The sequence below is a fragment of the Lentisphaera marina genome (assembly GCF_028745505.1).
Classification (GTDB): domain Bacteria; phylum Verrucomicrobiota; class Lentisphaeria; order Lentisphaerales; family Lentisphaeraceae; genus Lentisphaera; species Lentisphaera marina.
The window spans coordinates 438,839-457,960 of sequence record NZ_JAQZZL010000002.1 but is presented as its reverse complement, the minus strand read 5'-3'; the positions used below and the strand labels follow the sequence as shown (position 1 = coordinate 457,960).

14 protein-coding genes and 2 rRNA genes are annotated in these 19,122 nt (G+C 41.5%); 10 read left to right on the top strand and 6 right to left on the bottom strand.

Annotated elements, in window-relative coordinates; all coding sequences use genetic code 11:
- Nucleotides 1–28: 28 nt before the first annotated feature.
- Both PQO01_RS13075 and PQO01_RS13070 read right to left on the bottom strand, forming a co-directional pair.
- Nucleotides 29–2,945, bottom strand: a 23S ribosomal RNA gene (locus PQO01_RS13075).
- Between the two features lie 323 nt (nt 2,946–3,268).
- Nucleotides 3,269–4,784, bottom strand: a 16S ribosomal RNA gene (locus PQO01_RS13070).
- The 16S and 23S rRNA genes sit together here, the layout of an rRNA operon.
- 859 nt (nt 4,785–5,643) lie before the next feature.
- Between PQO01_RS13070 and pyk the strand changes: the two genes are divergently transcribed.
- The 3 genes from pyk (at nt 5,644) to PQO01_RS13055 (ending at nt 9,280) form a co-directional block, all read left to right on the top strand.
- Complete coding sequence (gene pyk / locus PQO01_RS13065; RefSeq protein ID WP_274314501.1) at nt 5,644–7,101, top strand: pyruvate kinase; 1,458 nt, start codon at nt 5,644–5,646, stop codon at nt 7,099–7,101.
- A 128-nt stretch (nt 7,102–7,229) separates the two neighbouring features.
- Nucleotides 7,230–8,045, top strand: coding sequence for an ion transporter (locus PQO01_RS13060; RefSeq protein ID WP_274314499.1), 816 nt, complete (start codon nt 7,230–7,232; stop codon nt 8,043–8,045).
- Nucleotides 8,042–9,280, top strand: coding sequence for a glycosyltransferase family 4 protein (locus tag PQO01_RS13055; RefSeq protein WP_274314498.1), 1,239 nt, complete (start codon nt 8,042–8,044; stop codon nt 9,278–9,280). Before PQO01_RS13060 ends, PQO01_RS13055 begins: the two co-directional genes overlap by 4 nt.
- Here PQO01_RS13055 and PQO01_RS13050 read toward each other — a convergent pair.
- Entirely contained in the window at nt 9,259–10,488 is a 1,230-nt protein-coding gene (locus PQO01_RS13050) for a COG3014 family protein (protein ID WP_274314496.1), read from the bottom strand. The genes PQO01_RS13055 and PQO01_RS13050 overlap by 22 nt on opposite strands.
- Nucleotides 10,489–10,581: 93 nt before the next feature.
- Nucleotides 10,582–11,175: a penicillin-binding protein activator LpoB gene (gene lpoB, locus PQO01_RS13045; RefSeq protein ID WP_274314495.1), complete on the bottom strand. Its 594-nt coding sequence runs from the start codon at nt 11,173–11,175 to the stop codon at nt 10,582–10,584.
- A 178-nt stretch (nt 11,176–11,353) separates the two neighbouring features.
- Between lpoB and recN the strand changes: the two genes are divergently transcribed.
- From recN to PQO01_RS13020, 5 genes are all read left to right on the top strand, one after another.
- On the top strand, nt 11,354–13,027 hold the full coding sequence (recN, locus tag PQO01_RS13040) for a DNA repair protein RecN (protein ID WP_274314493.1): 1,674 nt from the start codon (nt 11,354–11,356) through the stop codon (nt 13,025–13,027).
- Between the two features lie 97 nt (nt 13,028–13,124).
- Complete coding sequence (locus PQO01_RS13035) at nt 13,125–14,057, top strand: DUF362 domain-containing protein (protein ID WP_274314491.1); 933 nt, start codon at nt 13,125–13,127, stop codon at nt 14,055–14,057.
- Between the two features lie 2 nt (nt 14,058–14,059).
- Nucleotides 14,060–14,446: a hypothetical protein gene (locus tag PQO01_RS13030; protein WP_274314489.1), complete on the top strand. Its 387-nt coding sequence runs from the start codon at nt 14,060–14,062 to the stop codon at nt 14,444–14,446.
- Complete coding sequence (mazG, locus tag PQO01_RS13025; protein ID WP_274314487.1) at nt 14,443–15,219, top strand: nucleoside triphosphate pyrophosphohydrolase; 777 nt, start codon at nt 14,443–14,445, stop codon at nt 15,217–15,219. Before PQO01_RS13030 ends, mazG begins: the two co-directional genes overlap by 4 nt.
- Nucleotides 15,212–15,979, top strand: coding sequence for a lipopolysaccharide kinase InaA family protein (locus PQO01_RS13020; protein WP_274314485.1), 768 nt, complete (start codon nt 15,212–15,214; stop codon nt 15,977–15,979). The genes mazG and PQO01_RS13020 overlap by 8 nt, the downstream gene beginning before the upstream one ends.
- Nucleotides 15,980–15,982: 3 nt before the next feature.
- Here the strand turns inward: PQO01_RS13020 and pyrF are convergent, their stop codons facing one another.
- Entirely contained in the window at nt 15,983–16,669 is a 687-nt protein-coding gene (gene pyrF, locus PQO01_RS13015) for an orotidine-5'-phosphate decarboxylase (RefSeq protein WP_274314484.1), read from the bottom strand.
- Entirely contained in the window at nt 16,662–17,270 is a 609-nt protein-coding gene (locus PQO01_RS13010) for a hypothetical protein (RefSeq protein WP_274314483.1), read from the bottom strand. The genes pyrF and PQO01_RS13010 overlap by 8 nt, the downstream gene beginning before the upstream one ends.
- 94 nt (nt 17,271–17,364) lie before the next feature.
- Here PQO01_RS13010 and PQO01_RS13005 point away from each other — a divergent pair, with 94 nt between their 5' ends.
- Both PQO01_RS13005 and PQO01_RS13000 read left to right on the top strand, forming a co-directional pair.
- On the top strand, nt 17,365–18,036 hold the full coding sequence (locus PQO01_RS13005) for an RDD family protein (RefSeq protein ID WP_274314482.1): 672 nt from the start codon (nt 17,365–17,367) through the stop codon (nt 18,034–18,036).
- Nucleotides 18,037–18,043: 7 nt separating this feature from the next.
- Nucleotides 18,044–19,120: an LptF/LptG family permease gene (locus PQO01_RS13000; RefSeq protein WP_274314481.1), complete on the top strand. Its 1,077-nt coding sequence runs from the start codon at nt 18,044–18,046 to the stop codon at nt 19,118–19,120.
- Nucleotides 19,121–19,122: the final 2 nt, after the last annotated feature.

The window sequence follows — 19,122 nt, the reverse complement described above, 5'->3', positions numbered from 1 at the left end:
CATCGAGCTGATGACAACTAAAAAAGAGGTGGACAAGCCTCACGGCTGATTAGTACTGGTCAACTGAACATATTGCTATGCTTACATCTCCAGCCTATCGAACAGGTAGTCTTCCTGTAGCCTTTAGAGGATAAATCCTGGGATATCTCATCTTTAGGGGGGCTTGGCGCTTAGATGCTTTCAGCGCTTATCCTTTCGCGACTTAGCTACCCAGCAATGCACCTGGCGGTACAACTGGAACACCAGAGGTCACTCATTCCCGGTCCTCTCGTACTAGGGAATGCTCCTATCAAATATCCTACGCCCGCAGAGGATAAGGACCGAACTGTCTCACGACGTTCTGAACCCAGCTCGCGTACCACTTTAACCGGCGAACAGCCGGACCCTTGGGACCTTCTTCAGCCCCAGGATGTGATGAGCCGACATCGAGGTGCCAAACCGCACCGTCGCTATGGACGCTTGGGTGCGATAAGCCTGTTATCCCCAGAGTACCTTTTATCCGATGAGCAACGGCGATACCACTTTCCACCGCTGGATCACTAGGTCCTGCTTTCGCAACTGCTCCACCTGTCGGTGTTACAGTAAAGCCTACTTCTACCCTTACGCTCTACGTATGATTGCCGACCATACTGAGTAGACCTTCGAGCTCCTCCGTTACATTTTAGGAGGAAACCGCCCCAGTCAAACTGACCCTCTGAAACTGTCCCCCATCCGGATTCACGGACGTGGGGTTAGATGCCCAGACAGATAAGGGTGGTATTTCACTGACGACTCACAAACGCCTGACGACGCAAGTTCACAGTCTCCCACTTATGCTACACATATCTGCCCGAACAACAATATCAGATTACAGTAAAGGTTCATGGGGTCTTTCCGTCCATCTGCGGGTATCCGGCATTTTCACCGGAACTACAATTTCACCGAGATCCACGTTGAGACAGTGTCTGGATCGTTACACGATTCGTGCAGGTCGGAACTTACCCGACAAGGAATTTCGCTACCTTAGGACCGTTATAGTTACGGCCGACATTCACCAGGGCTTCATTTCGAAGCTTTGCCCGAAGGCTAACCTCTCCATTTGACCTTTTGGCATTGGTCACGTGTCACACCCTATACTTCCTCTTTCGAGTTTGCAGAGTGCTATGTTTTTGCTAAACAGTCGCCCAGACCTCTTAACTGCGACCCCCCTGAGGGGGCACCCCTTCTCCCGAAGTTACGGGGCTAATTTGCCGAGTTCCTTAACGTGGTTTCTCTCGCGCACCTTAGTCTACTCGACCTTCCTACCTGTGTCGGTTTTAGTACGGATAACTAAGCTTCAAACGCTTAGAAGCTTTTCTTGGCAGCATGGTTCCATGTTAGACGGTTCCACCCGAGGGTTTCTTCGCCCCATCACAGTTGGTTCTTATGTAAAGCGGATTTTCCTACTCTACGAATTGCCTGCTTGGTATGACTAATCCATCAGTCATTAACATTTTCCTTCCGCGTCCCTTCATCACTAAACTTAGCTAGTACAGGAATATTAACCTGTTGTCCATCGACTACGCCGTTGGGCCTCGCCTTAGGGTCCGACTAACCCTGGGGGGACGAACCTTGCCCAGGAAACCTTCGGATTTCGGTGACCAGGATTCTCACCTGGTTTTTCGTTACTTATGTCTGCATTCTCACTTCTATGCGGTCCACCTGTTGTTTCCATCAAGCTTCACTCCTGCATAGAACGCTCTCCTACCCCCAGCAAGCTGGGTCGCGTCTTCGGCAATGGGCTTTAGTCCCGATTATTTTCGGCGCAGAATCACTCGATCAGTGAGCTATTACGCACTCTTTAAATGGTGGCTGCCTCTAAGCCAACATCCTGATTGTCCAAGCAACTCCACATCCTTAATTCCACTTAGCCCATCTTGGGGGCCTTAGACGGCGATCTGGGCTGTTTCCCTTTTGTCTATGCGGCTTGTCCCACATAGACTGACTCCTGAGCTCATAAATTTACGGTATTCGGAGTTTGATATTTGTTGGTACCCCGGTAAGGGCCCGCGAAAAATCAGTAGCTCTACCCCCGTAAAGAAGCACTCAAGGCTAGCCCTAAAGCTATTTCGGAGAGAACCAGCTATCACTGAGTTTGATTGGCCTTTCACCCCTATCCACAAGTCATCCAAGCGTTTTTCAGCACGCAATGGTTCGGTCCTCCACCCGATGTTACTCGGGCTTCAACCTGCTCATGGATAGATCACTCAGTTTCGGGTCTACTGCATACGACTTAAATCGCACTATTCGTACTCGCTTTCGCTTCGGCTCCGTTTAATAACTTAACCTTGCCGTATACAGTAAGTCGCAGACTCATTATGCAAAAGGCATGCGGTACATCATATAAAGATGACCCACACTTTGTAGATGTATGATTTCAGGTTCTATTTCACTCCCCTTACGGGGTTCTTTTCGCCTTTCCCTCACGGTACTGGTTCACTATCGGTCACTAACGAGTATTTAGCCTTGGAAGGTGGCCCTCCCTGATTCAGACCGGGTTTCACGTGTCCGGCCCTACTTGGGATACCCGCTATATATTAAAGAAATTTCATCTACGGGACTATCACCCTCTGTGGTTCGATTTTCCAAACGATTCTACTATTTCTTCAATACAATGTTGCAGGTCCCGCAACCCCTAAAAGCATGCTTTTAGGTTTAGGCTCTTGCGCGTTCGCTCGCCGCTACTAGCGCAATCTCGGTTGATTTCTTTTCCTCTAGGTACTGAGATGTTTCACTTCCCTAGGTTCGCCTCCCTGACCTATTTATTCAGTCAGGGATAACTGGACATAACTCCAGCTGGGTTTCCCCATTCGGATACCCCCGGATCAAAGCTTTTTTGCAGCTCCCCGAGGATTTTCGCAGCTTAACGCGTCCTTCATCGCCTGTTAGTGCCAAGGCATCCATCATACACCCTTACTAGCTTGTCCACCAAAAATATTAAAAATAATATCTTCAGCGACACACCTAATTCTTACTAAGTCTTTCTTTGTCTTGTATTCTTTTGGTTTGCGATCTTGGTATAAATTGTTTTTTGGTTTGTTCTTTCAATTATAAATAATTAAAAGACCTCAATTATACTTTGACTCTTTCATTCTATTGTTTTCTTCCTTTCAAAGATCTTATATCGAAGTGGCGTTCTCGCCGCTTGATATTTGAATTATACGATAGTAACGGGGTAATAAGTCTTGTAAAAAAGTACTCTAATCAAGAAGTAAATCTTGAGTCGAGGTTAGTCTTTTTCATTCCTTAAAAAGGAGGTGATCCAGCCGCTGGTTCCCCAACGGCTACCTTGTTACGACTTCATCCCAGTCACTAAGCCCACCTTCGGCGTCTGCCTCCTGCAAGCAGGTTGGCGCAACGACTTCGGGTGAACTCAGCTCCCATGATGTGACGGGCGGTGTGTACAAGGCCCGGGAACGTATTCAATGAGCCGTAGCTGATGCCCATTTACTAGCGATTCCATCTTCATGGAGTCGAGTTGCAGACTCCAATCCGTACTGAGACCGGTTTTGGGGATTCGCTTCCTATCACTAGGTCGCTGCCCTTTGTACCGGCCATTGTAGCACGTGTGCAGCCCCGGGTGTAAGGGCCATACTGACTTGACGTCGTCCACACCTTCCTCCCGCTTAACACGGGCAGTCTCCTTAAGGTTCTCAGCATTACCTGTTAGCAAGTAAGGATATGGGTTGCGCTCGTTGCCGGACTTAACCGAACACTTCACAGCACGAGCTGACGACAGCCATGCAGCACCTGTTTTTGCGCCCCGAAGGGAATTCGACTTTCACCGAACGTCGCTCAATGTCAAACCCGGGTAAGGTTCTTCGCGTTGCCTCGAATTAAGCCACGTGCTCCACCGCTTGTGCGGGCCCCCGTCAATTCCTTTGAGTTTTAGTCTTGCGACCGTACTTCCCAGGCGGTACACTTATCGCGTTAGCTTAGACACTGATCCGACTAACCAGACCAACATCGAGTGTACAACGTTTACTGCTAAGACTACAAGGGTATCTAATCCTTTTCGCTACCTTAGCCTTCGTCCATGAGTGTCAGTATTGTGCCAGTAAGCTGCCTTCGCCTTTGGTCTTCCTTGTGATATCTACGCATTCCACCGCTACACCACAAATTCCGCTTACCTCTCACATACTCTAGTCTACCAGTTTCAAATGCAGGTTCAGTGTTAAGCACTGAAATTTCACATCTGACTTAGTAAACCACCTGCGGACCCTTTACGCCCAGTAATTCCGAATAATGCTCGCCACCTACGTATTACCGCGGCTGCTGGCACGTAGTTAGCCGTGGCTTCCTCTGGGGGTACCATCATCGTTTTTCCCCCCTGACAGATCTTTACAACCCGAAGGCCGTCTTCGATCACGCGGCATTGCTCCGTCACGCTTTCGCGCATTGCGGAAGATTCTCGACTGCAGCCTCCCGCAGGAGTCTGGGCAGTGTCTCAGTCCCAGTGTGGGTGATCGTCCTCTCAGACCACCTAGCCGTCATAGCCTTGGTAAGCTTTTACCTTACCAACTAGCATAATGGCACGCGAACTCATCCCTAAGCGTAACCTTTAAATATTAGATCATGCGATCTTATATTCACATCCGGTTTTAGCAGTCGTTTCCAACTGTTGTTCCAAACTTAGGGGCAGATTATTCACGCGTTACTCACCCTTTCGCCACTTTCCATTCACCGAAGTGAATTTCTCGTTCAACTTGCATGCCTAATCCATGCCGCCAGCATTCATTCTGAGCCAGGATCAAACTCTCCAATCAATTGATTGTGTTTGTATCCGACTTAATTACTTAAAATATTTCTATTGAGTTTTCTCTCGAAAAAATTAACTCTTAAACCATCTCTGATTTAGGAGCCCGTTACTATCATATAATTCAACTATCAAACATCTTCTTTTTCTTGCTCGTAAAGCGCGCTTTCGGCTTCGTTTTGTCCCCGTCGTTTCTGACGAGGCCCTTAGGTTATCCCCAGTTCTTTTTTCCGCAAACCGCTTTTGAATCTTTTCTTAACTTTTTCTTGATTTTAGCGCTTCAGCTAAGCTCTCAATTAGGTGCTTTTGTTGATTAGCAATAACTTAGGTAGATTAGAAGTTTTTCATTTTTTTACTCAAGTTTCGCTAGTCCTGCTCAGTTTATCTCAGGCTAAGCTCATTTCACGGTAGATTTGATTATCCTAAGCTCAAAAAATTGCGCAATCTTCTGTCTTCTGTCTTCTGTCTTCTGTCTTCTGTCTTCTGTCTTCTGTCTTCTGTCTTCTGTCTTCTGTCTTCTGTCTTCTGTCTTCTGTCTTCTGGCTTCTGGATTCTGGCTTCTGGCTTCTGGCTTCTGGCTTCTGGATTCTGGATTCTGGATTCTGGATTTGTACACCTTGTCAAAAATCAGTTGCCACTACTATATATATGCAAAGTTTGTCAAGAACATTAATGCTCATGCGTACTTGATCATAAACTTGTTCAATCTCATAAAGAGCTAAAAGTAACAGGAATAATTTACACGAGTAAAGTATATAACTTAGAGGTGACACGAAAAGAAGACAAACTGATTTAATGCAGTGTCGCATTCTAATCTTGAGCAATTATAATCAGATCATTCAATATTATTAACATATACGGAGAAATACATGAGAGAACTTAGTAGAACTAAGATTGTTTCAACTTTAGGCCCAACTACAAAAGGCCGTCTCAAAGAACTTATCAACGAAGGTGTAGACGTTTTTCGCCTTAACTTTTCCCACGGTTCTCACGAAGAACATGCAGAAAGAATCCAAGAAGTTATTAGCGCTGCGACTGAGCTTAAGCGTACAGTAGGTATCCTTGGCGACTTACAAGGACCAAAGATCCGTTGCGGTAAAATCATTGAAGGCGGCATTCAACTTGAAGCGGGACAAGAACTCATCATCACAACTGATGAGATCCTAGGTGAAGGAAGTCGTATTTCTACTGTTTTCCAAGCATTACCTCAGGAAGTAAAAGTTGGCGACCCCATCCTCATGGATGATGGTCTACTCGAAGCTGTTGTAGAAAGAGTAGAAGGCAATGAAGTTTTTTGTAAAATGCTCGTTGCGGGCAAACTCACTTCTAACAAAGGCATCAACCTTCCTGAAACTGATATCAAGAGCCCTGCCTTAACTGAAAAAGACGAAAGAGATCTTAAGTTCATTATCGAACACCCTGAGATTGATTTTGTTGCACTTTCCTTCGTACGTAAAGGCGAAGACCTTGACATCATCCATGCTGCTATGGATCAAATTGGTAAAAGAAAGCCAGTTATTTCTAAAATCGAAAAGCCTTCTGCACTCGTTGACATAGATGCCATCATCGAAAAATCTGATGCTCTCATGGTTGCACGTGGTGATCTCGGTGTAGAAATCCCCTCAGAAAAGGTTCCCGTTGCACAAAAAACAATGATTCGCAAATGTATTGAACAAGGCAAGCCCTGTATTGTTGCGACTCAAATGCTCGACTCAATGATCCGCAACCCACGCCCAACTCGTGCCGAAGCTTCTGATGTAGCGAACGCAGTACTTGATGGTGCATCTGCAGTTATGCTTTCTGGTGAAACTGCAAGTGGTTCTTACCCTGTCGAAGCTGTTCAAATGATGACTAAAATCATCCGTGAAACAGAAAAGAACTTCATGACTAAACCTGGCATGTGGGGTTATGAGCAACCTGAAAGTCGCAATGATGTAGATGCACTTTGTAAATCGATTGTCGATCTTTCCGAGACTCTTAACGTAAAAGGGATCATCTGTATCACTAACACAGGTAGAACTGCGCTAAGAATTGCACGTTTCCGTCCAGCATGTCCGATCTTTGCTTTCGCATCTCATGAAAATAATGTTTTGAGAAAACTTTCACTTCCTAAAGCAGTGGTGCCAATGCCTCTCAAAGACTTAACTTATGATGAAAGCACTCTCACACAAATGGAAGAAGCTCTTGACCGCCACCCATTCCTCGATAATGGCGACCAAGTGATTTTAGCTGCAGCCCTACCATTCGATAAGTCTAGTAACACTAACCTTATCAAACTTCACACAATTGGTAAAGACAGCATGCTTTTAAGTAAAAAGAGCAACTAAGCCCTTTTTCTAAAAGTTTTCCTAACAAAAAATCTCTAGTGATATTCACTAGAGATTTTTTTGTTTAAATAATCTAGACCAAGACTATATTGAGCCACAACATAAGATGGAAGTCAAAGGTAAACATAATGGGTACAGAGAGCTGGAAAGATAAAATCCACGAAATTATATATGAGGCCGATACGCCTGCAGGGAAACTTTTTGACTTAGCATTGATTGCTAGTATCATCCTCTCTGTCTTCGCAATTATGCTCGACAGTATACCATCGATCAACGCCCTTCACGGCTCCTTACTCTACAAAATTGAATGGGCTTTTACCATCACCTTTACCATTGAGTACATCTTACGAATCATCTCCATTAAACGCCCGGCCTCATACATTTTTAGTTTTCTGGGCATCATTGACCTACTCTCCATCATTCCAACTTATCTCGGCCTCTTGATCACTGGCCAGGGACACTATTTAGCTATTGTGAGGTTATTAAGGGTCTTACGAATTTTTCGCATCCTTAAGCTTGCTCAATATCTGAAGGAGGCCAGTATTTTAATCACTGCACTACATGCGAGTAAAAGGAAAATATTCGTTTTCTTCTGCACCGTAATCGTACTGGTCACGATACTTGGATCGATCATGTACATTGTAGAGAGCCCGACCAATCCGGTGTTCAAAAGCATTCCTCATAGCATATATTGGGCAATCGTTACAATTACAACTGTTGGATATGGTGACATGGCACCTGTAACAGGCCTAGGTCGTTTTATTGCTGCTATCGTCATGTTGCTCGGCTATGCCATCATTGCTGTTCCAAGCGGAATTGTCACCTCTGAGTTGACACTAGCCGTTAAAAATCAATTCATGAACACAAAACACTGCCCTAACTGTGCTCATGATTCACATGAAAACGACGCTATTCACTGTAAAATCTGTGGCCATAACTTGTGAATAAACTCCTAGTTATTGGCTCTGTTTGGCCTGAGCCTAGCTCCTCTGCTGCAGGACGCAGAATGCTTCAAATCATTGATTTATTCCAAGACATGAATTACCAAGTGACTTTTGCGAGTCACGCAAACCCTAGTGATAATGCTATTCATTTCCCCGATTACTCTATCGGAGAAAAACAGATAGAGCTTAACTCCCAAACTTTCAATACTTTCATTGAAGAGCTAAAACCAGATATCGTTCTATTTGATCGCTTCATGACTGAAGAACAGTACTCATGGAGAGTTCACGATAGCTGTCCGCAAGCCATAAAGATCCTAGATACGGAAGATCTTCATTGCCTACGCTATGCAAGGGAAGAAGCCTTTAAGCAAGGACTTGAGTTTAATTTAAATTCTTTACGTGAATCAGAAGCTAGCCTAAGAGAGATCTCGGCGATAATGCGATGTGATTTAACTCTAATGATTTCCGAATATGAAATGGAAGTTTTACGTGACATTTTTAATGTGCCCGACCAGATCATTCATTACTTACCCTTTTTAATTAAAGAGAGAAGTGAAGTCTCTGCACAAACATACGCACAGCGCAGTGATTTCGTTAGTATCGGCAACTTCTTACATAAGCCAAACTGGGATTCTGTTAGGAATTTAAAAGAAAATATTTGGCCCCTCATTCGTCAGGAGCTTCCCGATGCTAAAATGAAAATTTATGGAGCTTACTGTCCTCCGAAAGCCAAACAACTACACAATGAAAGCGAGGGTTTTTTGGTCCTAGGCAAAGTACCGGATGCAAAAGCTGTCATGGAATCCGCAAGAATTTGCCTTGCCCCACTCCGCTTTGGAGCCGGCCTGAAAGGAAAACTCCTCGAAGCAATGGAATGTGGAACTCCGAGTATCACTAGTAAGATTGGGGCTGAAGGAATGAATGGCACTTGCGCATGGTCTGGAGCTATCTATGATACTCCAGGTGACTTTGCTACGAGTGCTGTTGAAGTTTATGCTGATCAATCACTGTGGGAAGAAAAACAGAAACTCGGATACGAAATCTTAGAAAATAGGTTTCAAAAAGATCTCTTCGCTGAAAACTTCTATCGCACTATTAAAGAAATCGGGAATCAACTAGAACAACATAGATCCGCTAACTTCCTCGGGAAAGTCCTTAATTACAATAACCATCGCAGCACAAAGTTCATGAGTAAATGGATTGAGGAAAAAAATCAGTCTAAGACTAAGGCATGAGAGCTCACGTGACCCCCACGAGAAACTTTGAAAAACAAAAAACTATTACCTTTTGTTTCTGCTGAACCCAATAAGCTACCACGACTAGTCAGCTTCACCGTTCCACTAGGAACAATAGCTAAATGATAATTTTTAGGAATAGCAGACCATGTACGCACATCAGCTTGAGTTGAGGCCGCCTGAAGCAGGCCGACAAAAAAAGCCGTCGTATGACCTTTTGCTCGACCAATTTGATATTGAACGATAGTTTTAATCGCCATTGACACAAGCGCTTTCGTAAGAATCCCCGGTAGTGAACGACTGTATTCCGCATGAATAATTTTATCCATATCAGATACCAAATCAACGTTTTCTCCATTGACCACAAACTGATTATAGGCAGCAGGTATATCTTGTAATTTTGGTATAGCAATACTTACTATAGATAGGTTATCCATTTCTCGAATGAGCCCTGAAAATATCCCCACAGGAAAATCAAGACGCCATTCAACTCTCCTAGGCATTTGACCATTTTCAATCAGAACCCAAGTCCAAGCATCTTGAGTAGATAAATCTTTTTGAAGGTGCTTCGAATGAGTCATTGCCAAGAGTCGGTTTTGCGTCTGTCGCAAACGTTCAGAATCCCCAATATCCCCCTTATGCTTCAAGTAGATAACTTCTATTAGATTAACTAAAGGATTAACGTAATCCGCATAGGCTTCTATTCCGCTCATCCTTTGTAACTCAGGCCTTTTCATGACTTTTGAAACGTCAATACCAAAACCTTTTTTACGGGCCTCTTCTTCCTGTTCTTGAATTTCTTTCGCATAAAAATCAGCTGCTCGTCGCTGCCGGTCATAGGCTCTATTCAACTCGACACGAGCTAAATCCCAATTCTGTAAAAACATAAAATTTAGCGCTTTATAGGTATTGATCAGGATACCGTCATAGACCTCACCTTTGTAAGCAACCGCATTGTCATTGACTAAGACTGTCGCTAGTGTACTCATTTTATCCGAAGCATTACTCTTGCTACGAGCTGCTATGTACATATCTTCAGCTTTATCAAAAAGCTCATTACTCTCTTTATATTCTCCAGCTGCGTTAGTGGCAGCGGCGGCTTGCAGAGTCCATAAAAGGTCTTTCTTTTCCTTTAATGCATAATCTTTAGCATCCAGATATTCCCCGCTAGACATCTTATCATCGAATTTATCTAACTTACTAGACATACACCCCGTTAAGACAAACAGGGCACTAATAAAATATAAAAGAGTTTTCATACAAAAATTAAGAGCTGTGTAACACACAGCTCTTTAAAGACCCTACCAAGTTGCTGATTTACCGCTACCACGTTTACCCATAGTAACTTCATCTTCCCAAATAGCTAAGCCCGTTTTGAGGTCCGTCATCATCAATGTGAAATAATATTCAACCTGTTGGTCGCCATTATCCAACCTAATGTTACGTTGAAAAATCTTACCTGCTAAACTCAAGTCGGGAGCAACCAGTTGTCCCTGTTCCTGTACAGTTTCCTGATTAAACTCAGCTGATTCACGAAGTTTCCTAGCTTCAATATTCAAGGCGTCTTGTTGAGTTCCAACTGCAGTTGTCATTATACATCTACCTGAGTTCAATAAATCTCTACGGATTTTTGCCGTCAGTTGAGACGTATCAATTCTTTGCATGGTATCATTTTTTATTGTGCTCAAAGCAACGACAAAACGAGATCCGTCAGCTTTATTCAATGCATTTGAATTAAGCATCGATTTTATCATTGTATCTGCTGCTTTCGTGAAGTCACGATGATCCAAAGCCATAACGGCATCAGCTCTATCATCATTCATATCGATATTTTTGGTATCTGGCCCACAAGAAGCTAACATTAAACCTACTAAAACAAGTACTGAAAATTTCATCTTTCTATCCTTTTTAATTTTACACTTCTCCATAGTAGTCCACTCCCAAATTGAAAACAAGTAAATTAGCTATTTACACAATAGAAAAACAGTAGAAATACTCAGTATTTTAATCTTTTCAAAATTGACTCCACCAATTATAGTCTTTGATCATAAATTAAATTAGAAGCCATTCTCCATGCTAAGAAACCTCTACATAAAAAACATAGCCTTAGTTGAACAACAAAACATCGATTTTGAACAGGGCCTGAATATCATCACTGGTGAAACAGGCGCAGGTAAATCTGTGATCATGGGGTCTATGAAGCTTTTAATGGGTCAACGAGCAGAAAAAAGCATCATCCGTAGTGGAGAAAAAAAAGCAGAGTTGAGTGCCATTCTGTCTATACCGACAAATATCCAGGACGAAATCCATTCTATTTTAAGCGATCAAGAAATTGAAATCGAAGATGAGCAAGAAATCCTGCTCCGAAGAGTCATTTCCCACGGCAGCAGTCGAAACTTCATCAACTCAACACCAGTACCTCTACAAATCCTCAAGAAAATTGGTGAAAAATTTATCGATATTTTTTCAGCTGGAGAACAACACAGCCTAGCAGATAGTGCACAACAACTCTCTATACTTGATAGATTCATGGGTAATAAAAAAGAAATTATCGCAACTAAAGAAGCGTACTTAGAGTGGCAAGCACTCGAGAAACAACTACATGAAATGTCTCAGCAATTCCCTTCTAAAGGCGAGCTGGAGATTTTGCGCTATCAGCAAAATGAGATTCTTGAAGCCAAGCTCAATGCCGAAGAAGAAAGTGAACTTTATGAAAAGTATTCGAATGCTGCGTCAGGCCAAGAACGACTTGAACTTACTCAACGACTAAGTCTCTCTTTAGATAATGACGATAATTCAGGCACCATCAACTCATTACGCCTCACTTTACAATCTGCACAAGACTTAGCCCGCTTAGACTCTAATGAAGCAAGTGAATTCGCCGAAAGGATCGAGTCCTTACTAGCAGAGCTCTGTGACATTCACATGGATTTTGAAAACTACTCTAACAAAATCGTCTTAGACCCCCAGGAATTGCAGTTCTTAGAAGATAGGATGCAAACCTACAACTTGATAAAACGCAAGTACGGAACAGAGCTCGAAGAAGTCCTCAATTACCTAAAGGAAATCTCCGACAAAATTAATCTTGCCGATAATTTTGACAGTGAATACCAGAAGCTCGAACAAGAGATAGAAACCATAAAAGCTAATTACTATAAACTGGCAAAGAAACTTAGTTCCTCTCGAGCAAGCGCGGCAAAGAAATTAGCCAAAGACATTTCTCTAGAACTACAAGAACTAGAATTCCTCAACTCAGAATTTGATATTCAAATAAAAGAAAATAAAGCCAGCTCAAAGGGCATCGACTTGATCGAATTCAGGTTTTCCCCAAACAAAGGTGAACCAGCGAAACTTTTAAGTGACATTGCTTCCAGTGGCGAAATTTCCCGCGTTATGTTGGCCGTCAAAAGCATCTTAGCTAAAGTCGATTCAATCCCCATGCTTATTTTCGATGAAATCGATGCGAACATTGGAGGAATCACTGCATCCAAAGTAGCTCATAAACTCAAGAAACTAGGTCAAAACAGGCAGTTATTTTGTGTAACACACCTCCCCCAAGTTGCTGCTGCAGGAGACAACCATTTTCTGGTAAGTAAAACGGAGCTTAACGAGCGTAGTATTAGTAAAATAATGCCTTTGAGCCACGCAGAAAAAACTCAAGAAATCGGCCGAATGCTTGGCGGAAAAAGTAGCGGAGCTCTGGTTTTTGATCACGCAAAAGAACTCCAATCTTCTTTCCAAAACTAAAGCTTACTCCCTAGCTCAAGTCTAAAATTATTTTCTAAATTAAATTGATTTTTGCTAGAGAGAGCTATTGTGTTCGGATGAACTAGAATGAGAAAATATGATTAAGATACTATCCATACAAGAATACAATCGTGAGCTAATTACAAAAGAAATTAAAGCTCAACTCGACGACTGTGATTTTTTTTCTCATATCTCCAAGGATAAATCCATCCTGCTGAAACCCAATTTTGTCATGCCTTCCCCAAAAGAAGACCCCTCTTGCACACACCCTGATTTTTACATGGCTGTTGCTGACATATTCCTTCAAAAAGGCCATCGCGTTGGCATAGGCGAATCTCCCGCTTTTGGATCCTGCACGAAAGCTCTCAAAACTCATGAAGTTTACGATGAAGTTATGCAAAAAGATATTGAGATCGTCGAATTTTCCAATAATCAAAGTTATGAAGGAATTAAGAATAGTTCTTACGCGAAACTCAGTATTTGTAAACAAATTGATGAATGGGACTTACTTGTAAACCTACCAAAGTTAAAAGTGCACCAACAAATGCACTTCACGGGAGCCTGCAAGAACCTTTATGGTTGTGTCGCCGGAAAAAAGAAAATCCTACTTCATAATATCTGTAAAAATGAGCCCGTGAAATTTGCTGAAATGATTTTAGCGAATGCCAAACAAGCACAAGCCATACTTCATATTGCCGATGGCGTACAAGCCATGCATGTCAAAGGCCCACGTGGTGGCGAAGCGCACCCCTTTGGCAAAGTCATTATTAGCGATAACCCGTTACAATTAGATTATGTTTTTGCAGAGATGGCAAACTTCACACACAAAGAGACTCCCTTATTTGCGGCCTTACCTAATACCGTTTTCGAACAAGTTAAAGAAGCGTACTCCGAAGCTATTCAGAGTGATAATTTTAGCTATGCACAAAACTTCACTCATAGTTACTTAAATGACATTAGTTTTAGTCCGCCAAAACTTATTCGGTCCGGCATAAGATCCTTAAAGTTTAAACTCTCAGGGAAAATCTAATAATGAAAACCCTCCTCATCAGATTTCTTTTGTTTGCGAGCTTAGCAATTTGCTGTTCTTGTTCCTGGATTGACCAAAAGTTAGCGCAATCAAATGGCGAGTATTATCAAACTTTCAGTTGTACTAAGGAAGTTGCCTTGTTATCGACAAAGCAAATTATCGAAGAAATGGATTATTCTGGAGTCATCGTCAATGAAGATGGCCACTACGCGGAAGTCTGGTTTAAAATCAACAAAGAACAGCGTGCCAGAGTACGCTTTACACAGCATTATTTTTGGGACACCATAATCTCTTACTACGTCAGCCCTGATGGTAGCAAGGAGTTATCTGATGAATTTTACACAAAACTCCATGAAAAAATTTTTGGTAAAGGAAGCGAAGAATCATGACACAAAACTGGTTGTTAGAACTCGAGAAAATCATGGTTCAATTACGTGCACCTGATGGTTGCCCTTGGGACCGAGAACAAGATCATAATACCTTAAAAAAATATTTGATTGAAGAGTGCTCAGAAGTTCTTGATGCTATTGACAACAAAGACCCCGAAGAATTAAAAGACGAGCTCGGCGACTTGCTCATGAACATTTTTTTCCATGCCCAAATCGCTCAAGAAAATAATGAATTTAACATTCATGATGTAGCCCGAAATATTTCTGAAAAAATGATCCGACGTCACCCCCATGTCTTTGCAGATGAAAACGCAGAACATTCTGAAGATGTCGATCGCATTTGGCAAGAAGTCAAAGAAAAAGAAAAGGGCAAAAAAGATTCAATTTTAGATGGAGTCCCAAAACACCTTCCCAATTTGCGAAAGGCGCAAACCATTCAAAAACGTGCAGCAAAAGTCGGTTTTGACTGGGAAGATTGGCGGGGTAGTTTTGATAAAATCTATGAAGAGTTAGATGAGCTCAAAGTAGAAATAGAACAAAATAATTTAACGAAAGCCAAAGAAGAGTTTGGCGACCTCATGTTCTCAATGGCCAATTTAGCAAGAAGCTTAAAATTTGAGGCCGACGAAGCGCTTCAATATGCCAATAACAAATTTGATAAGCGCTTCCGACAGGTGGAAAAACAAGTTAAGCAATCAGATAAAGAATGGCAAGAATACAGTTTGGAAGAACTCGATTCGATTTGGAATCGAATAAAGGAAAATAATGTTTAGTGATCCCACAATAGCCGATCTATTTACACGTAATCAACTAGGAAGTTTTAGACAACTTTGGGACAATAAAACAGATTGGTTTGAAGCACCCAATGAAGGAAAGAATAAAAACTCCTGGAGTGGTGTATCAAAAATCACTCTTGAGGGACAAGACTTCTTTATAAAGAAGCAAAAAAACTATAAAAAAGCTAACTTACTTCATCCCTTTGGAGAAAACTTAGCACATAAAGAATTTAAAAATATCACTTTATTTAAAAAGTTTAAGATCCCCAGTTTAGATGTCGCTTTCTTTGGAATGGAGAAATCTAAAGGCAATCACTACGCCATTTTGATTACAAAATCTCTCTCGAGCTATCTGCCTTTAAGTGTTATTGAAAAGAACTTGAGTTCCAAAGAACTAAGCCAGCACCAAAAAAGAGAGATTATTATTCACTGTGCCAAGCTCATTTCCCTAACTCATGAGAAGAAAATTAAAATCCAAAGCCTTTATTCCAAACATGTTTTCGTTCACAAATCATTAGTGAAGAAAGATTATCAAGGATCTAAAGATCTACCCTGTAAATTCATTGATTTAGAGCGTGCTAGAATCAGTTATTTCGACAAGGACAGCTCTTTAAAGGACATTGAAATTTTTGACCGTCGTACAAAAAACTGGAGTCAAACTGATAGACTTTGCTTTTTAATCACTTATTTGGGCGCAAAAAAAGTCACGCAAAAAGTGCGTGACTACATAAAACAATTAAAGGCTATTCAGAAGTAATTATTACTTGAGCTCTGCCAAGACTGCTTCAGCTGCAGCTACCGGGTCATCTGCTTTCATTATTGGGCGCCCTACAACTATGTAGTCTGCACCTAAGTCTGCAGCTTGTCTGGGAGTCATAATTCTTTTTTGATCATCCACTGCACTGCCTTTAGGGCGAATTCCTGGAACAACAACTTTAAACTCTGATCCATAAGTTTTTTTGAGGTCTTCAATTTCCCACGCAGAACAAACAACACCATCGGCTCCTGCATTTTTTGCCAAGCCCGCAAAACGTAAAACGGCGTCTGCAGGAGTCCCTGCAATCTGCAACTCATCTAAAACTGACTGACCACTACTCGTCAAGACAGTCACGGCAATAAGCTCTGCTGTTGGGAAGTTTGGTCTATTTTTTTCTACTGCTACACGAATCATTTCACTTCCACCTGTTGCGTGAAAGTTCACCATATCAGCACCTATTGACAAGGCTGACTTAACCGCCTGAGCTACTGTATTTGGAATATCATGAAACTTTAAATCCAAAAAGACTTTAAAACCACGCTGCTTTAACATACTTACAATGGCAGGTCCTTCTGCGGTAAATAATTGCTTACCGACTTTAAACCATTCAACCTTACCTCCCAATTTGTCAACAGCGAGTTCTGCATCAGCTAAAGAATCAACATCTAGCGCTACAATCAATTTAGTCATTACTTTGTTCTCTTCTATAAATTATTTTCAAGGCTCTAACAATGAGTATTATTGGAAATATTGCTCCAATTAACATAATGATTGGAAACTTTGCTACTAAGGTCAAATCACCTACGAGAAGTAAACCATTGAGTCCATTCTGCAAACTCATCAGTAAATAAATCAAAATCAGTACAAAGGCTGCGGGTATCATTTCTAGTGCTTTAGCTAAAACTCGTGATTCACTAGCTAAATGATCTTCGTTAAGTGAGCTAAAGTTCTCTGCCATTCCCCTGCAAAAAGTTGCTAAGAGTCGACCGATTCCAATGCCCGCAAGACAATTCATAACTAAAAAGTAAAGATCACCTGAATAGTCACTATAAAATTTTGAAAAAGGAATTAAAAAGGCACATCCCAGCCACAATAAAAATGGGTAGCCAGATTCTTTGTTATGGGATAGATAAATTTTTGAGGAAATTGCCTGTAAAAGAAAAACAGTTAGCAGGATGTACATGGAATAAGAATTGAAATAAATCGCCTCAATTGACGTCGCACAAAGAATCACCAAAACAATTAAAGTGCTTTGAAGATAGATTACTAAGTGATTTTTATTGTTATCCACGGCTCGAGATTCTTTCTTTTTGATTTTTCAGAGTTATCTTAAGAGTATTACTAATCCACATTAGACACACAAAAAAATAAGCCAAGTGATTTAAATGAATTTCTTCATAGTCAAAGATAAAAATACCGAACTGGGACCTTATCCTGAAGAGGTTCTAATTGATATGGCCAAAAGTGGCGATGTTCTTGCGACAACTCTGATCCGCAACTCTTTAATGAAAAGAACACAAGAAGCGAAAAAACTCCCATTTTTAAAAGAATTTTTAAAAGAGGAAGAAAGTGGCTCTACTGACGAAAAGATCGTCATGAAGCCTCTGAATCGTACTGAAAAATCCATAAGACTTGCCTGTAAAAAACATAGACTCACTGCTTTTGTGATTGACCTTGCTTTCATTTACGGAATCATTTATTGTCTTTCTTTCTTTTTAAATGAACAACTCTCATCTCTTAATTTAAGTCGAGATACTGCCCAAGCTTCCGAAGCTTATGGCTCAACTGCAGCCATGCTCTTTGCTGGCATTTATTTCATCTTTGTTCTGTACTACACAATCAACATCGGTTTTTTTGCACAAACTCCAGGCCAACGTTGCTACGGAATCATGGCAGTTAGCTCCGAAAATGAACCTGTGATGCTACAGAAATCATTCTTCTATTCCTTTTATTTTATTTTATTACTTCCCATCGAACCTTTTGTTGTTTACATCACCAATAAAAGTCTACATGAAATTTTGTCGGGAACCAAAATAGTCAATGTAAGGTTCGGCTAAGTAAAAAATGTTCTTTTCCATCCTCTCGCGCTACATCATGCGCAGTATGCTACTCCCCTTCATATGCTGTATTTGCGGCTTTATTTTCGTCTTTTTCATTGCCAATGTCCAAGACGATTTATCTGATATGCTCAAACTAGATAGTACCACAGATATTATAAGCTATTACTTCTTGCTCATTCCCGATAAATTCACCTATATTGCACCCATGTCGCTATTGCTTGCAACCATATATTGCTTCTCAAGCCTTAATCGTAATCACGAAATTATTGCCATGAGAAGTGCAGGACTCTCGCTCACAAAATTAAGTGCCCCTATTTATGTATTTTCTATTTTAGTTGGCATCGGCTTATATGTATCTAGCCAGTATATCGAACCCTACTGTAGACTCAAAACCTTTGAATTAAGCACTCGAGCCGATTCGATGGATAAAAACCATGACTTCCACGTTTTCACGGCTATCGACAATAATTCAACTAGAAAGTGGGCTCTTAGCTCCGATGAAGATAAAAACTTCACGGGGATACAACTCTTAGAGTACGATGAAAATAATTTTTTAACTAGAGAAATCGAAGCTCTTTCAGGCCAATTCAGCAAAGAGCTTGGCTGGCAATTTGAAGAAGTGAGTATTGCTGAATTCTCTCCAGAACGCCGTATCAAAAAGATCGAAAAACACGAATCCTATTCTCGTCCAGACATCAAAGATGACCCCATTTTACTGAGTAATATTGATGAATTGAAAGGCACGCCATCCATTGCGCAAATTAAACGCGAACTCAACTCAGGCCGTCCTGTCGACAAAAAGCGACAAGCTTTCCTAGAGACACGACAGTACTCTTTAATATTCACACCATTTTCATGTCTTATAGGCGTACTTCTTGGTATTCCTTTAGCCACTAGCAACCAACGCTCCGCTGGAATGAGCTCTGCATCTCGCGCTATTGGTATCATGCTTATTTTTTATATCATTAATAGCCTTTTCACTAACCTCGGGCGCAATGATATTCTTCCTCCATTCATTGCCGCAAGTCTTGCTACTGTTATATTTGTTAGCTTAGGACTCGCAGCCAGCTTAAAGGATTAAAC

Bases quoted from the DNA above. Each gene is read 5' to 3' on its own strand.
- PQO01_RS13060 (WP_274314499.1), top strand. From the start codon at position 7,230: ATGGGTACAGAGAGCTGGAAAGATAAAATCCACGAAATTATATATGAG.
- PQO01_RS13035 (WP_274314491.1), top strand. From the start codon at position 13,125: ATGATTAAGATACTATCCATACAAGAATACAATCGTGAGCTAATTACA.
- PQO01_RS13030 (WP_274314489.1), top strand. From the start codon at position 14,060: ATGAAAACCCTCCTCATCAGATTTCTTTTGTTTGCGAGCTTAGCAATT.
- lpoB (WP_274314495.1), bottom strand. From the start codon at position 11,175: ATGAAATTTTCAGTACTTGTTTTAGTAGGTTTAATGTTAGCTTCTTGT.
- PQO01_RS13050 (WP_274314496.1), bottom strand. From the start codon at position 10,488: ATGTCTAGTAAGTTAGATAAATTCGATGATAAGATGTCTAGCGGGGAA.
- PQO01_RS13000 (WP_274314481.1), top strand. From the start codon at position 18,044: ATGTTCTTTTCCATCCTCTCGCGCTACATCATGCGCAGTATGCTACTC.
- pyrF (WP_274314484.1), bottom strand. From the start codon at position 16,669: ATGACTAAATTGATTGTAGCGCTAGATGTTGATTCTTTAGCTGATGCA.
- mazG (WP_274314487.1), top strand. From the start codon at position 14,443: ATGACACAAAACTGGTTGTTAGAACTCGAGAAAATCATGGTTCAATTA.
- recN (WP_274314493.1), top strand. From the start codon at position 11,354: ATGCTAAGAAACCTCTACATAAAAAACATAGCCTTAGTTGAACAACAA.
- pyk (WP_274314501.1), top strand. From the start codon at position 5,644: ATGAGAGAACTTAGTAGAACTAAGATTGTTTCAACTTTAGGCCCAACT.
- PQO01_RS13020 (WP_274314485.1), top strand. From the start codon at position 15,212: ATGTTTAGTGATCCCACAATAGCCGATCTATTTACACGTAATCAACTA.
- PQO01_RS13005 (WP_274314482.1), top strand. From the start codon at position 17,365: ATGAATTTCTTCATAGTCAAAGATAAAAATACCGAACTGGGACCTTAT.